Source organism: Arenimonas sp. GDDSR-1 (assembly GCF_025980345.1).
Taxonomy (GTDB): domain Bacteria; phylum Pseudomonadota; class Gammaproteobacteria; order Xanthomonadales; family Xanthomonadaceae; genus Arenimonas.
Map to the genome: position 1 here is coordinate 1 of NZ_JAPDUI010000012.1, position 12,941 is coordinate 12,941.

The following is a 12,941-nucleotide window of genomic DNA, read 5'->3' on the forward strand; positions in this document are numbered from 1 at the left end:
GCATCGAATACCGTCATTGCGCCATAGGGATAGGCCCGGCGGGCAAGCACTTCCGGCCAAAGCCCGAAGGACTCGATCAGCGTCTGGTTATCCAGCGCCAAGGCCACCACCCGCAGATCGGGACTTTCCTGCCGCCAGGGTTTCGGCAGATGCGCTTCCACCAAGGCCACCTGCAGACCCTGCCGTGCCGCCATCAGGGCGGCGCTCAGGCCAACCATGCCACCGCCAATGACCACGACATCCAAGGGTTTCACAGGACCTCCTCGAAACGGCTGGAACCCCGGTAGCCCATGGCGCCGGAAACCAGGCCGGCAGCAGCCTTCGGTGCCGAACCGAGCGTGGCGAGCGCCAATGATCGCAGCAGGTGCGCCGGTAGACCGGTGTTGGCGGTCATCCGTGCCAGGCCATCGCTGAAGGCCAGCGTGCGCGAACGGTCATCAAGGCGTGAAGCGGCGTAGGCCTCGGCAGTGCCTGCCTGCAGGCCATCAGCAATGAGCAGGCGCGCCAAGGACAAGGCATCGCGCAGGCCCAGATTGAAGCCCTGCGCGCCGATCGGATGGATGGTCTGCGCGGCATTGCCCATCAGCACGACCGAAGCGGCGTGCAGGCGTTCGGCCAGAACCTGCTTGAGCGCATAGTGCGTGCGTTTGCCGGTCGCCTGAATTTTACCGACACGCCAACCGAAGCGGGATTGGAAGTAAGCGGCATAGGCGGCATCGTCCATCGCCGCGATTTCCGGCGCGCGCTCACCGGCAACGCCGCAGATGGCGCCGAAAACCCCGTCAGCCATCGGCAGCAAGGCCACGGGGCCCTGGTCGCTGAACCGCTCATACGCGTTGCCATTGCTGGCCTGTTCAGCCCGCAGCGAACAGACGAACAGGGTCTGCCGGTAGTCATGGGTGCGGGTGGCAATGCCGGCGGCCGACCGAATGAATGAATCGGTGCCATCCGCGGCCACCACCAGCCGGGCCGTGAGGTGTTTTTCACCGTCGCCGCCCGCCAGCGTCAATCGGGCACCTTCAGCGGCAAAGCGGCAGGCTGAAACCCGGGCCGGGCAAATACGACGGGTCTGCTGCAGGCCACTGACACGCTTGGCCAGAGCCAGCCCCAGATCCTGGGCCAGCACCACGGCACCGAAGGCCGAATGACCGAAATCGGAAGCCTTCAGCAGGGTGCGCCCGAAATCCCCGGCCCGGCTGACATGGATGCTTCGGATCGGGGTCGGCGGCGCCTGCAGCAGGGGCAGCACACCCAGACGCTCAAGCACGCTGATGCTGCGCTGGGCCAAGGCCAATTTGCGCTGATCGAAGCCGGGCGGGGCCTGCGGTGTTTCGGCGGCTTCAATCAAAGCGACCGACAGTCCGGAACGCTCAAGAGCACAGGCCAGACTGGATCCGACCAGTCCGCCGCCGACGATGGCGATATCCACATTTTCAGAAGCTTCGGACGCCACGGGTTCTCTCAAATCCAGTCGAATAAGGTATTCTATTACCGATTACTTTTTCCTGCTTCGAGACCCGTATGCCGAATCGTCCGTTTGCCCTCAATCTCACCGTGCTGACTGGCATGATTCTGGCGGTGGCACTGTCTCGGTTGATTCCGCACCCGCCGAATTTCTCGCCCGTCGAAGCCATGGCCCTGTTCGGCGGCGCCTATTTCTCCCGCAAATCGCTGGCCATCCTGGTGCCGCTGATTGCGCTGTTCGTTTCGGATCTGGCCCTGGGCCTGCTGATGGGCGGCGAATACTTCAGTTATTTCGTTTCGGCCGGCTTCTGGCTGGTGTACCTCACCATTGCCGCGCTGTCCGTGCTCGGCTTCGGTCTGCGCAACCGCGTCTCTGCGCTGCGCGTCGGCGGCTTCAGTCTGGCCGGCGCGGTGATTTTCTTCCTGGTCACCAATTTCGGGGTCTGGTTCGGTTCCGCCTTCTTTCCGCAGAACGCCGCCGGTCTGGCCGCCGCTTATACGGCCGGGCTGCCCTTCTTCCAGAACGGTCTGCTCGGCACCCTGTTCTATGCCACCGTGCTTTTCGGCGGCTATGAACTGCTGAAACAGCGCATTCCGGAAATGCGTCAAACCGCCTGATGGGCAACCGGCTCACCAAGATCTACACCAAAACCGGCGATGATGGATCCACCGGTCTGGGCGATGGCAGCCGGGTGTCCAAGGATTCCGCACGGGTTACCGCTTACGGTACCGTGGATGAAGCCAATTCCGCCATCGGTCTGATTCTGGCCTGCGACATACCGCAGGATGTCCGCGACCTGCTGGTTTCCGTCCAGCATCATCTGTTCGACCTCGGCGGTGAGCTCTGCATCCCGGGCCATGCCGCCATCTTCGATGCCGACATCGATCATCTTGAACGGCAATTGGATGGCTTCAACGCCGATCTTCCGGCGCTCAAGGATTTCATCCTGCCGGGCGGCGGCATGGCGGCCAGTCACTGCCATCTGGCCCGAACCATCTGCCGTCGCGCCGAGCGCGAGGTGGTGACCTTATCGCGCCACGATGCGGTCCGGCCGGAGGCCATCCGTTATCTGAACCGGCTCTCGGACCTGCTGTTCGTCCTGGCCCGCGTTCTGGCCCGCGCCAGCGGTCATGGCGAAGTGCTCTGGAATCACGAACGCCGCAAGTCCTAAACCGCCGGCTTGAAATCCAAAGCCGCGGAATTGATGCAGTAGCGCAGACCGGTGGGTTGCGGACCGTCGGTAAACACATGGCCCAAATGGGAGCGGCATCCGGCGCACTGCACCTCGGTGCGGCGCATGCCATGCGAATCATCGAACTCCAGCCGCAGGGCCTTGGCATCCGCCGGCTGGAAATAACTCGGCCAGCCGCTGCCGGAGTCGAATTTGCTGTCGGAGGCAAACAGCGCCTGGCCGCAGGCCACGCAATGGTACATGCCCTCGGCATGATGATCCCAGTATTTTCCGCTGAACGGCGGTTCGGTCGCCGAACAGCGGCAGACCGCATATTGTTCGGGGCTGAGCTGCTTGCGCCAATCGGCATCGGTTTTGTCGGTATCGGCCATCTCGGGTCCGCCTAATCCTGAGTTTAAGGGGTAAAATACACCATAACTTCCGATTGGGGTCATGCGTGCGTCATACCCGTTTATTCCTTGCCTGCCTGAGCCTGCTCGCTGCCGCAGACGGTCATGCCCAGAATCAGGAGAGCGGCACCGGTTGGCAGCTCTGCGCGGATCCCGAGTACCTGCCGCTTTTCCAGCCGCTGATCGGTGACAAAAGCGATCCGGCAACGCTGCCCGCGGATATCGTCTCGGACAGCCTGGACATCGGTACGCGCGATCAATCGCTGTTCGAAGGCAATGTCGAGGTCCGCAGGGGCAGCGAATGGCTGGCCACCGACGCCCTGCGCTTCGATCATGCCCAACAGACCTACCGCACCGAAGGCCTGGTCCGGTTCCAGAACAATGCCCTGCGGATGACGGCGAAAAGCGCCGAGGGCAACCAGAAAACCGGCGACATCGCGCTCAGCGGCCTGCAATACCAGTTCAATGAAAGCAACGGCAACGGCACAGCCGAATCGGTCGTGGTGCGGAAAGACGGCAGCCGACTCCGTCGCGCCGGTTTCTCCACCTGTCCGAGCAACCAGAAGCAATGGCAGTTCGTCGCCGATGAGATCAACGTCAATGACGAAACCCATCAGGGCGTGGCCAAGAATGTCAAACTGGAAGTCGGCGGCGTACCCATCCTGTGGTTGCCGGCCATGCGCTTTCCGACCGACAGCGCGCGCTCTTCCGGCATGCTTACGCCGAAGATCGGTCAGGACAGCCTGAACGGATTCGACATTTCGGTGCCGGTGTATCTCAATCTTGCGCCGAATTATGATGCCACCCTGACCCCCCGGTACCTCAGTGAACGCGGCTTGATGCTGGGCACCGAGTTCCGTTATCTGACTGAAGCCAACAGCGGCATTTTCGAGGGCAGCTATCTGCCCGGCGACGACATCCGGGGCGGCGACCGTTACCGGATCGGATGGGAACATTTCACCGCGATGAACCGGGCCTGGTATTTCCAAAGCAGTCTGAATAAAGCCAGCGATGTGTATTATTTTTCCGATTTCGGAAATTCAATCACCGAAACTTCGACGGCGCTGCTGAAAAGCGAACTGGGTTTCCATGGCCGCGGCAAATACTGGAATCTGGAACTGACCGCTGCCAACTGGGAAATCGCCAACCCGACCCAGGCTCCGGGATCGGAGCCCTACCGGCGCATGCCGCGTCTGGCCCTGAGCGGCAGCAAACCGTTTGGTCCCTGGTTTGAGGCCGGCTTGAACGCCGAAGCCGTTGTGTTTGCGCATGATGTTCTCAACGACGGACGACGCATCGATGTCACGCCGTTCATCAAGTTTCCGTTGACCGGCCGCAACTGGTTCGCGACCCCGAGCCTGAGCTGGCGGCAAACCGAATACTGGATCGATCCCGATCCGTTCGATGTCACCGCACCAACGCGGCTAAGCCGGGGCCTGGGCATTTTCAGCCTCGATGCCGGCGCATATTTCGAAAGACCCACGACATTTGCCGGTCTGGACTTCATCCAGACCTTGGAACCGCGTCTGTTTTACCTGAATGTGCCGTACCGCGACCAGAACGACATTCCGGCATTCGACACCCAGCCTTTGACTTTCATGTGGCCTTCGCTGTTCCGGGAAAACCGGTACGGCGGCGCCGACCGCCAAAGTGACGCCAACCAGCTGACCACGGCGCTGACCACACGCTTCCTGAACTCGGAATCGGGCAAAGAGCGGATGAACTTCAGTCTGGGCCGGATCACCTATTTCAGTGCGCCGCGGGTCACCTTGCCGGGTGAAGTTCCGCAGTCGGCCGATGGCTCGGCCTGGGTGGCCGAAGCCAATATCCGGCTCAGCGATGAATGGCAGATCGGCATCACCCAGCACTGGAACCCGGCCGACCGCAACACCGAGCTGTCCTCGATCCGCGGCTACTGGTCGCGGCCGAACGGCCTGCAGCTCAACGCCAGTTACCGTTTCCGCCAGGGGTTTGCGGAACAAACCGACTTCGCGGTTGTCCTACCCATCAACGACAATTGGCGGGCGCTGGGACGCTGGAATTACTCCCTGCGCGACAACCAGAACCTGGAAACCCTGCTCGGTTTCGAATGGCGCAGCTGCTGCATGGCGTTTCGCGTGTTCGGACGGCGCTACATCCGCAGTTTCGACAGCCGCGAGAACACCGGCGTGTTCCTGGAGCTGGAGCTGAACGGCCTGGGCAGCATGGGCAGCCGGCCAGAATTGTTCAAGGATAATGGTATCCTAGCGTACTGATTTACCGACCCGATTTCCCCGATTTAGACCGTTTCCGGAGTGTTGCATGTCTGTCATCCCCAAATCCCTGGCGCTTGTCCTTCTGTTCGGTCTTGGCGCCTCCGGCCCGGCCGCCGCCCAGAGCACGCAGGCCAGCACCGCAGTCGACAGCATCGTCGCCGTCATCGATGAGGATGTGATCCTGCGCAGCGAGCTGGAACGTGCCATCGGCAACATCAAGACCCAGTATGCCAAGCAGGCCGGCCAGCTGCCGCCGGACAACGTGCTTGAACGCCAGGTGCTCGAACGTCTGATTCTGCAGCGCCTGCAGGTCAACCGTGCCAAGGACATCGGCATCCGCGTTTCCGATGCCGAACTCAACCAGGTCATCCAGAACATCGCCGGTTCCAACAAGATGTCGCAGGAGCAGTTCATGCAGCGCCTGCAGCAGGAAGGCATCGGCTTCGAGGACTACCGCAACAACCTCAGCGATGAACTGCTCCAGCAGCGCCTGCGCCAGAGCTATGTGCAAAGCCGCGTCCAGGTCAGCGAATCGGAAGTGGATCAGTATGTGTCCAGCCAGAAAGCGGCCGGTCCGGAAGTCCTGCTGGCCAATCTGCTGGTCGCGCTGCCCGAAAACCCCAGCCCCGACCAGGTGGCTACCGCCAAACGCAAGATCGACGGCATCCGCGAACTGATCGCGACCGGCAAGATGGATTTCAAAGCCGCCGCCATCCGCTACTCCGATGCACAGAACGCCCTGGATGGCGGCATCATCGGCTGGCGCAGTTTTGATTCCATCCCGCCGCAATTCACCGCCATGATTTCGGAAATGAAAGCCGGGGATGTCTCGCAACCGGTGCGGGGCCCGAGCGGCTATCAGCTGATCCAACTCGCCGAAACCCGCGATGCCGCCCAGGTCAAACAAGTCGATGAATTCCGGGCGCAGGCCATCCTGATCGATCCGGTGCGGGTCGGCGGCGATGAAGTGGCCCGCCAGAAAGCGGAAGAAATGCTGTCGCGCATCGGCAAAGGCGAAGACATGGGCAAGCTGGCCAAGGAATTTTCCAGCCCCGATTTGAACGCCGAGGCCGGCGGCATCCTTGACTGGTTCACCCAGAACCAATGGGGCGCCCAGATCGGCAGCCAGATCGTGCTGCTCAAAGACGGCGAGGTATCGCCGGTCATCCAGACCGACGCCGGATTCCTGGTCATGAAGCGTCTGGGCAAACGCTCATCGGACGCCAATGCCGAAAACAAACGCCGTGAGGCCCGCGAAGCCATCGGCCAACGCAAGGCCGAAGAAGAATACGAACGTTTCCTGCGCCAGTTGCGGGCGGAAGCCTTCGTCGAGTCGCGCCTCGCCCCGATCTGATGGCCGTCCGGCCGCACCTGGCATTGGTTCCCGGTGAGCCCAGCGGCATCGGACCGGAACTGTGTGTCCGCATTGCCCAGCGTGAGCACGGCTGCCATCTCACCGTTCTGGCCGATCCGGTTGTTTTATCGGCCGCAGCCGATGCCATCGGTCTGCCGCTGCGCTGCAAATCCCCCGGCGAGCCCTGCGCTGTCGGCGAACTGGCCGTAATGCCCTTCCCGTTGCCCCAACCGGTGCACTTCGGCCGGCTGAATCCGGACAACTCCGCAACGGTCATCGCCGCCCTGAACCGCGCCGGCGAAGCCTGCCTGCAAGGCGAATTCGACGGTCTGGTGACCGGTCCGGTGCACAAGGCTGCAGTCAACGCCGCCGGCATCGCCTACACCGGCACTACCGAATTATTGGCCGAACAGGCCGGTGTTCCGGTGGTGATGATGCTTGCCACCGAATCGCTGCGCGTGGCGCTGGCCACCACGCACCTGCCCCTGCGGGAGGTGCCTGATGCGCTGACTCCGGAACTTCTCGAACAGGTCCTTCGCATTGTCCGGCAGGATCTGCGCCGTCACTTCGGCGTTCCCGAACCCCGCATGGGCGTGCTCGGCCTGAATCCGCATGCCGGGGAGGATGGCCTGCTCGGGGGCGAAGAAATCGAGGTGATGCTTCCGGTTCTGGAAAAACTGCGCGCCGAAGGATTCCTCCTTCAGGGTCCGCTGCCGGCCGACACCGCTTTTCTGCCGGCGCGATTGGCCCAGTGCGACGTCATCATCGCCATGTACCACGACCAGGGACTTCCCGTACTCAAGTTCTCCGGATTCGATCATGCCGTCAATATCACGCTCGGCCTGCCCTACCCGCGCGTCGCGGTCGATCACGGCACCGCACTGGAGTTGGCCGGCACCGGCCAGGCCAGCGGGGAAAGCCTGTGGCAGGCCATAAGGCTGTGCAGAAAACTGGCTGCAAAGGGAGAACCCGCATGAGCCATTTCAAAGCACCGCCGAAGAAGAATCTCGGGCAGCACTTTTTGACCGACCGCAGCATCATCGAACACATCGTGCACTCGGTCGACCCGAAACCGGGCGATGTACTGGTTGAAATCGGACCGGGCCAGGGCGCCATCACCTTCCCGTTGCTGAAGAAGCATGGCAGCCTGACCGTGATCGAGTTCGACCGCGACCTGATCACCCCGCTGAGTGAAGCCGCACACGGCATCGGCGAGCTGACCATCGTGCATAAGGATGTTTTGCAAGTCGATTTCGGCAAGCTCGCCGGTGACAACCGGATACGTCTGGTCGGCAACCTACCTTACAACATTTCGACCCCGATTCTGTTCCATGTGCTCGAGCACTGCACCCAGGTGCGCGACATGCATTTCATGCTCCAGAAGGAAGTGGTCGAACGCATGGCCTCTGAACCGGGAAGCAAGGTTTACGGCCGACTGAGCGTCATGTTGCAGGCGGTATGCGAAGTAATTCCGCTGTTCGATGTGCCTCCGCAGAGTTTCAATCCGCCGCCGAAAGTCGATTCGGCCGTGGTCCGCCTGATTCCGCGTGATCCGTCCGAGATCGGCATCCACAATCCGGAACTGTTTGCAGCCATCGTCCGCGATGCCTTCGGCCAGCGCCGGAAAACCCTGCGCAACGCCCTGTCGCGCATATGTACCGGCGAGCAGCTGCAGGCCGCCGGCATCAAGCCGGAAACCCGCGCCGAACAGCTTCCGGTCGCGAGCTTCGTGCATCTGGCCAACGTCCTTTCGGAATCCGCGGCCTGACGAGGCGGCCTATTCAGGCGGCCATGCCGCACCGGCGCTATAATGGCCGGGACTGAAAAATTCGGATTACCCACTCAATGACAACCTATGCCATTGGTGATTTGCAGGGCTGCTACGACGTACTGGCCCGGCTGCTGGACCATATCAAATTCGACCCGGCCCAGGACCATCTCTGGTTCTGCGGCGATCTGGTCAACCGCGGCGGCCAATCACTGGAAACGCTCAAGCTGGTGCACTCCCTGCGCGAACGCAGCACGGTGGTACTCGGCAACCACGACATGTCGCTGCTGGCCATCGCCCAGCGCAGCGAAGCCGACCAGAACAAGGTCAACCCGGATCTGCACCGGGTTCTGTTTTCAGCCGAGCGCGATGAACTGGTCGGCTGGCTGAGCCGGCAGAAGCTGTTCCATGTCGACCGCACGCTCGGTTTTGCCATGGTGCACGCCGGCCTGTCGCCGAAATGGACCTTGGATATGGCCTCGGCACGTGCGCGCGAGGTCGAGAAGATCCTGCAGAGCGACCAGGCCGCACGCCACTTGAAGGCGATGTACGGCAACCAGCCGAACTGGTCGCCGAAATTGAACGGCACCGACCGGTTCCGCGCCATCGTCAACATCTTCACCCGCATGCGTTACTGCACGCCGAACGGACGCATCGGCTTCGAGGAAAAAGGCAAACCGGGCACCCAGCAGCCGGGCTTCTATCCCTGGTTCTCGACACCGGGCCATGCCCAGCGCGAACTGCCGATTGTCTGCGGCCACTGGTCGACGCTGGGTCTGTTCATGGGTCTGGGCATTTACGCCATCGATACCGGCGCGGTCTGGGGCGGCACGCTGACGGCACTGGAGCTTGGTCCGGCGCTCCGCATCCATCAGGTTCCCGGGCGCAGCGACGGGTTCAGCAAAAACCGCGACTGACGCTCAAGGCAGATTCAGCCGGAAATAATCGGCAAAGCGGAACGCGAATGCATGCCGCTCATCGGCGGCATGACTTTCACTGGCCGTTTCCAGCCAGTCGTTATCCTCGATTTCCGGAAACCAGGCATCCGCCTGCGGCAACACCGTATCGACATGGGTCAGATGCATCTGCCGGGCAAGCGGTAATGCCAACGCGTAGATCTCGCCACCGCCGATCACCATCAATTCGTCGCCCGCGCACAGATCCACCGCCTGCTCCAGCGTACCGACCGCCTGCATGCCTTCGAACGGCACCGCACCGCTGCGGGTCAGCACCAGATTGCGCCGTTCCGGCAGCGCTCGGCCCAGCGACTCGGCGGTCTTGCGGCCCATCACCACGGTTTTACCCAGGGTCAGTGCTTTGAAACGCTTCAGGTCGTCCGGCAGCCGCCACGGCAGGGAATTGGCGAAGCCGATGGCCCGACCCCGGTCGAGCGCGGCAATCAGGGTGATGCGGCTCATACCGCGACCGGCGCCTTGATGGCCGCCTGCGGTTCGTATCCGGTGATTTCAATGTCCTCGAATGTGAATGCGAACAGATCGGTCACCGCCGGATTCAGACGCAGCTGGGGCAGCGGACCCGGCGTCCGGGAAAGCTGCTCCTTCACCTGCTCGAAGTGATTGCTGTAGATATGGGCATCGCCGAAACTGTGCACGAAATCGCCGACATCCAGATCGCAGACCTGCGCGATCATATGCGTGAGTAACGCATAGCTGGCGATGTTGAACGGCACGCCGAGAAAGATGTCGGCGGAGCGCTGGTAGAGCTGGCAACTCAGGCGCGGTCGGCCGCCGGCCTGCTTGGGCGGCGCGACATAGAACTGGAACAGGCAGTGGCAGGGCATCAACGCCATCTGCGGCAGCTCGCCGACATTCCAGGCACTCACAATCAAACGGCGCGAATCGGGATTGCGGCGAATTTCACCGACCAGCCAGCTGATTTGATCAACCACCGTGCCGTCTTTGCCTTCCCAGCTGCGCCATTGCTTGCCGTACACCGGCCCGAGATCGCCGTTGGCATCGGCCCATTCGTCCCAGATGCTGACTTTGTTGTCTTTCAGGTAGGCGATGTTAGTTTCGCCTTTGAGGAACCACAGCAGTTCGTGGATGATCGAGCGCAGATGAAGCTTCTTGGTGGTCAGCAGCGGAAAGCCCTCGGACAGATCGAAGCGCATCTGGTAGCCGAATACCGAACGCGTTCCCGTACCGGTGCGGTCGTTTTTGTCCAGACCGTTGGCCATCACATGCCGCAGGAAATCGAGATAGGTTTTCATGCCTTGTGCTCCTGCCGGCGCGACAGCCACAGCAATGCCACACCCAAGGCAATCAAGGGCAGGGAAAGCAGCTGGCCCATGGTCAGCCAGTTCCAGGCCAGGTAGCCGATGTCGGCATCCGGCTGGCGGATGAATTCGACCAGGAAGCGGAACACGCCGTAGCCGAGCGCGAACAGTCCGGATACGGCGTAGCGCGGCCGGGGTTTGCGCGAGTACCAGAACAGAATGACGAACAGCAACAGCCCTTCCAGCGCCGCCTGCACCAGTTGCGAGGGATAGCGTGCGTAACGGTCAAGCAGCCCCGACTCGTGTAGAACATGCAGCTGGGCGACACTTTGGCCGTAAAGATCGGGTTCGGCACGCGGGAAAATCACGCCCCAGTCCCTGCCGGTATAACGGCCCCACAACTCGCCGCCGATGTAATTGCCGAGACGTCCGAACATCAGGCCCGGCGGCACCAGCGGCGCCAGGAAATCAAGGGTGTCGAACACGTGCTTTTTGGTCTGCATCGACCAGAAGGCAACCGCCGCCATGACGCCGAGCAGCCCGCCGTGGAAACTCATGCCGCCTTCGTTGATGCGCAGCAGAAACATCGGGTCGGCGATGAAATCGGACCAGCCGTAAAACAGCACGTAGCCGACACGGCCGCCGATGACCACGCCGAGCATGCTGTTGAACAGCAGATCGCTGAATCGGTTCTCGTCGATGCCGGGGAATCGTCCTGCACGGATCCGGTATCTGCCGAGCCCGTAGGCGGCGGCGAAACCGAGCAGATACATGATGCCGTACCAATGAATGCCATGCGGCCAGAACGGCAGCGGCAGGGCGACGGGGTCGATATCGTGCAGGAGGGTCATGGAAGTGTCCGCAGGTACAGACACTATTGTGCCCGAAAAAAGGGCGGGGACGCGAGCCGGATTTCAGCGGTTCAGAGGATCACCGGCTCGTCCGGCAGTTCTCTCGGGTTATCGGCCGCTGCCGGAAAATGCAGCGCCAGCAGAGCATTGATCCGGCCCAGACAGTCCAGAACCGCCCGGTCCGGTTGGCCATGGCGCATGGCCTCTGCGAAATCGGCGCACAAGGCATCCCAGCCCGCCTGCGGCACTTTGGCGGCGATACCGCGGTCGGCAATGATTTCAACCCGGCGCTCGGCCAATTGCAGATAGACCAGGACGCCGCTGTTCTCGGCCGTGTCCCAGATGCGCAAGGCTGAGAACAGTTGCTCGGCACGGCCGCGGGTGTGGATTCCGGCCAACAGTGCCATCGGGGAATAGCGCGCCTCGACGGCAAAGCACAGTTCGCCGGCATGACCGCGTTCGCCTTCGGCAATAAGGTCCCGGATGGCTTTCATGCGCTCGGGCGGAAACCAGCGACTCAGCTGGAACCAGCCGGAAAAAAGATTCTTTGCTATGCGATTCATCACCACCCTCCCGATGCGCCGCCGCCGCCAAAGCCGCCGCCTCCGCCGCTCCAGCCGCCCGAACCACCGCCCCAGCCGGAACCGCCGCCGGGGAAGGACCCCCAGCTGCCGCCGCCGGAACTGAAGCGGCCGGGACCGGAACTGGCGATGAAAAAGGCAATCAGCGCGGCCAAAATGCCGTAGCCCAAGGTGCTGAGCACCAGAAAGCCGATGCCGCCCGCAACAAGACCCGCTCCGAAGCGCCGCAGGAAAACAGGTTTCAGCCGGGTTCCGGCCGCCATGAGCCCGATGAACACGCCGATGAACAGCGCGAATACGCCGCTGGGTGGCGGTTGGTTTCCCGGCTCTTCCTGCAAGGGCGGCGGTAATTCCTCGCCGTCGATCAGCTGGACGATGGCGCCGGTCGCCTCGTTGATGCCTTGGTAATAGTCGCCCTTTCTGAAGTTCGGGGCCAGATATTCCCGGATGATGCGCCCGGCTTTGGCATCGGGAATCGCACCTTCCAGACCGTATCCGACTTCAATCCGTACTTTCCGGTCATCCTTGGCGATGAACAGCAGCACGCCGTCATCGATTTTGGCGCGGCCCAGCTTGTTTTTCTCGGCCACTGCCAACGTGGCATCCTCCAGGGACTGCCCGTCCAGACTCGAAACCATGTACACCGCGACCTGGCTGCCTTTGCGCTGCTCGAATTCCGCCAGACGCTGCTCGAGCCCGGCTATCTGATCGGCACTCAGGGTGCCGGTCCGGTCGGTGACGTGCTGCTCCAGCCTCGGTGCGGGCGAAGGAGCAGGTGCCGCCTGGCTCCGGCATTCACCGGAACCCAATAACAGCAGCAGACCGCAGAGCGCCAGGGCGCGCGGCATGA

General features: G+C 62.2%; 15 protein-coding genes. 7 read left to right on the forward strand and 8 right to left on the reverse strand.

What is annotated here, in order from left to right; genetic code table 11:
• Together Q0W88_RS03440 and ubiH are read right to left on the reverse strand one after the other, a co-directional pair.
• Window positions 1-254 (reverse strand): FAD-dependent oxidoreductase (locus tag Q0W88_RS03440; RefSeq protein WP_297800047.1); only part of this gene is annotated, 254 nt, incomplete at its 3' end.
• Window positions 251-1,453, reverse strand: coding sequence for a 2-octaprenyl-6-methoxyphenyl hydroxylase (ubiH, locus tag Q0W88_RS03445; RefSeq protein WP_297800050.1), 1,203 nt, complete (start codon window positions 1,451-1,453; stop codon window positions 251-253). The genes ubiH and Q0W88_RS03440, both read right to left, overlap by 4 nt.
• 68 nt (window positions 1,454-1,521) lie before the next feature.
• Between ubiH and Q0W88_RS03450 the strand changes: the two genes are divergently transcribed.
• Together Q0W88_RS03450 and Q0W88_RS03455 are read left to right on the forward strand one after the other, a co-directional pair.
• Window positions 1,522-2,082 (forward strand): DUF6580 family putative transport protein, encoded by a 561-nt coding sequence (locus tag Q0W88_RS03450; protein WP_297800052.1) that lies wholly within the window; start codon window positions 1,522-1,524, stop codon window positions 2,080-2,082.
• The gene (locus Q0W88_RS03455) at window positions 2,082-2,636 is read left to right on the forward strand and encodes a cob(I)yrinic acid a,c-diamide adenosyltransferase (RefSeq protein ID WP_297800054.1); all 555 of its coding nucleotides are present in this window, start codon (window positions 2,082-2,084) and stop codon (window positions 2,634-2,636) included. The genes Q0W88_RS03450 and Q0W88_RS03455 overlap by 1 nt, the downstream gene beginning before the upstream one ends.
• Here the strand turns inward: Q0W88_RS03455 and msrB are convergent.
• Window positions 2,633-3,028, reverse strand: a complete 396-nt coding sequence (msrB, locus tag Q0W88_RS03460; protein WP_297800056.1) for a peptide-methionine (R)-S-oxide reductase MsrB — start codon at window positions 3,026-3,028, stop codon at window positions 2,633-2,635. The two genes, Q0W88_RS03455 and msrB, sit on opposite strands and share 4 nt — an antisense overlap.
• Before the next feature lie 65 nt (window positions 3,029-3,093).
• Between msrB and lptD the strand changes: the two genes are divergently transcribed.
• The 5 genes from lptD to Q0W88_RS03485 all read left to right on the forward strand — a co-directional run bounded on the left by lptD (window position 3,094) and on the right by Q0W88_RS03485 (window position 9,340).
• Window positions 3,094-5,301: an LPS assembly protein LptD gene (gene lptD, locus Q0W88_RS03465; RefSeq protein WP_297800058.1), complete on the forward strand. Its 2,208-nt coding sequence runs from the start codon at window positions 3,094-3,096 to the stop codon at window positions 5,299-5,301.
• A 46-nt stretch (window positions 5,302-5,347) separates the two neighbouring features.
• Window positions 5,348-6,655: a peptidylprolyl isomerase gene (locus tag Q0W88_RS03470; RefSeq protein WP_297800060.1), complete on the forward strand. Its 1,308-nt coding sequence runs from the start codon at window positions 5,348-5,350 to the stop codon at window positions 6,653-6,655.
• Entirely contained in the window at window positions 6,655-7,632 is a 978-nt protein-coding gene (gene pdxA, locus Q0W88_RS03475) for a 4-hydroxythreonine-4-phosphate dehydrogenase PdxA (RefSeq protein ID WP_297800062.1), read from the forward strand. Before Q0W88_RS03470 ends, pdxA begins: the two co-directional genes overlap by 1 nt.
• On the forward strand, window positions 7,629-8,423 hold the full coding sequence (gene rsmA, locus Q0W88_RS03480; RefSeq protein WP_297800063.1) for a 16S rRNA (adenine(1518)-N(6)/adenine(1519)-N(6))-dimethyltransferase RsmA: 795 nt from the start codon (window positions 7,629-7,631) through the stop codon (window positions 8,421-8,423). Before pdxA ends, rsmA begins: the two co-directional genes overlap by 4 nt.
• Window positions 8,424-8,500: 77 nt before the next feature.
• Window positions 8,501-9,340, forward strand: a complete 840-nt coding sequence (locus Q0W88_RS03485; RefSeq protein ID WP_297800065.1) for a symmetrical bis(5'-nucleosyl)-tetraphosphatase — start codon at window positions 8,501-8,503, stop codon at window positions 9,338-9,340.
• Window positions 9,341-9,343: 3 nt separating this feature from the next.
• Here Q0W88_RS03485 and Q0W88_RS03490 read toward each other — a convergent pair whose 3' ends face one another.
• From Q0W88_RS03490 to Q0W88_RS03510, 5 genes are all read right to left on the reverse strand, one after another.
• A complete protein-coding gene (locus tag Q0W88_RS03490) occupies window positions 9,344-9,841 on the reverse strand; it encodes a dihydrofolate reductase (RefSeq protein WP_297800068.1) in 498 nt (165 codons plus the stop codon).
• Entirely contained in the window at window positions 9,838-10,653 is an 816-nt protein-coding gene (locus Q0W88_RS03495) for a thymidylate synthase (protein ID WP_297800070.1), read from the reverse strand. Before Q0W88_RS03495 ends, Q0W88_RS03490 begins: the two co-directional genes overlap by 4 nt.
• Complete coding sequence (gene lgt / locus Q0W88_RS03500) at window positions 10,650-11,510, reverse strand: prolipoprotein diacylglyceryl transferase (RefSeq protein ID WP_297800072.1); 861 nt, start codon at window positions 11,508-11,510, stop codon at window positions 10,650-10,652. The genes Q0W88_RS03495 and lgt overlap by 4 nt, the downstream gene beginning before the upstream one ends.
• Window positions 11,511-11,581: 71 nt before the next feature.
• The gene (locus tag Q0W88_RS03505) at window positions 11,582-12,073 is read right to left on the reverse strand and encodes a TPM domain-containing protein (protein WP_297800074.1); all 492 of its coding nucleotides are present in this window, start codon (window positions 12,071-12,073) and stop codon (window positions 11,582-11,584) included.
• A complete protein-coding gene (locus tag Q0W88_RS03510; RefSeq protein ID WP_297800076.1) occupies window positions 12,073-12,939 on the reverse strand; it encodes a TPM domain-containing protein in 867 nt (288 codons plus the stop codon). Before Q0W88_RS03510 ends, Q0W88_RS03505 begins: the two co-directional genes overlap by 1 nt.
• Window positions 12,940-12,941: the final 2 nt, after the last annotated feature.

Coding starts and splice junctions, on each gene's coding strand:
- rsmA (WP_297800063.1), top strand. CDS start 7,629: ATGAGCCATTTCAAAGCACCGCCGAAGAAGAATCTCGGGCAGCACTTT.
- Q0W88_RS03450 (WP_297800052.1), top strand. CDS start 1,522: ATGCCGAATCGTCCGTTTGCCCTCAATCTCACCGTGCTGACTGGCATG.
- Q0W88_RS03495 (WP_297800070.1), bottom strand. CDS start 10,653: ATGAAAACCTATCTCGATTTCCTGCGGCATGTGATGGCCAACGGTCTG.
- pdxA (WP_297800062.1), top strand. CDS start 6,655: ATGGCCGTCCGGCCGCACCTGGCATTGGTTCCCGGTGAGCCCAGCGGC.
- Q0W88_RS03490 (WP_297800068.1), bottom strand. CDS start 9,841: ATGAGCCGCATCACCCTGATTGCCGCGCTCGACCGGGGTCGGGCCATC.
- Q0W88_RS03470 (WP_297800060.1), top strand. CDS start 5,348: ATGTCTGTCATCCCCAAATCCCTGGCGCTTGTCCTTCTGTTCGGTCTT.
- Q0W88_RS03455 (WP_297800054.1), top strand. CDS start 2,082: ATGGGCAACCGGCTCACCAAGATCTACACCAAAACCGGCGATGATGGA.
- msrB (WP_297800056.1), bottom strand. CDS start 3,028: ATGGCCGATACCGACAAAACCGATGCCGATTGGCGCAAGCAGCTCAGC.
- lgt (WP_297800072.1), bottom strand. CDS start 11,510: ATGACCCTCCTGCACGATATCGACCCCGTCGCCCTGCCGCTGCCGTTC.
- Q0W88_RS03485 (WP_297800065.1), top strand. CDS start 8,501: ATGACAACCTATGCCATTGGTGATTTGCAGGGCTGCTACGACGTACTG.
- Q0W88_RS03505 (WP_297800074.1), bottom strand. CDS start 12,073: ATGAATCGCATAGCAAAGAATCTTTTTTCCGGCTGGTTCCAGCTGAGT.
- Q0W88_RS03510 (WP_297800076.1), bottom strand. CDS start 12,939: ATGCCGCGCGCCCTGGCGCTCTGCGGTCTGCTGCTGTTATTGGGTTCC.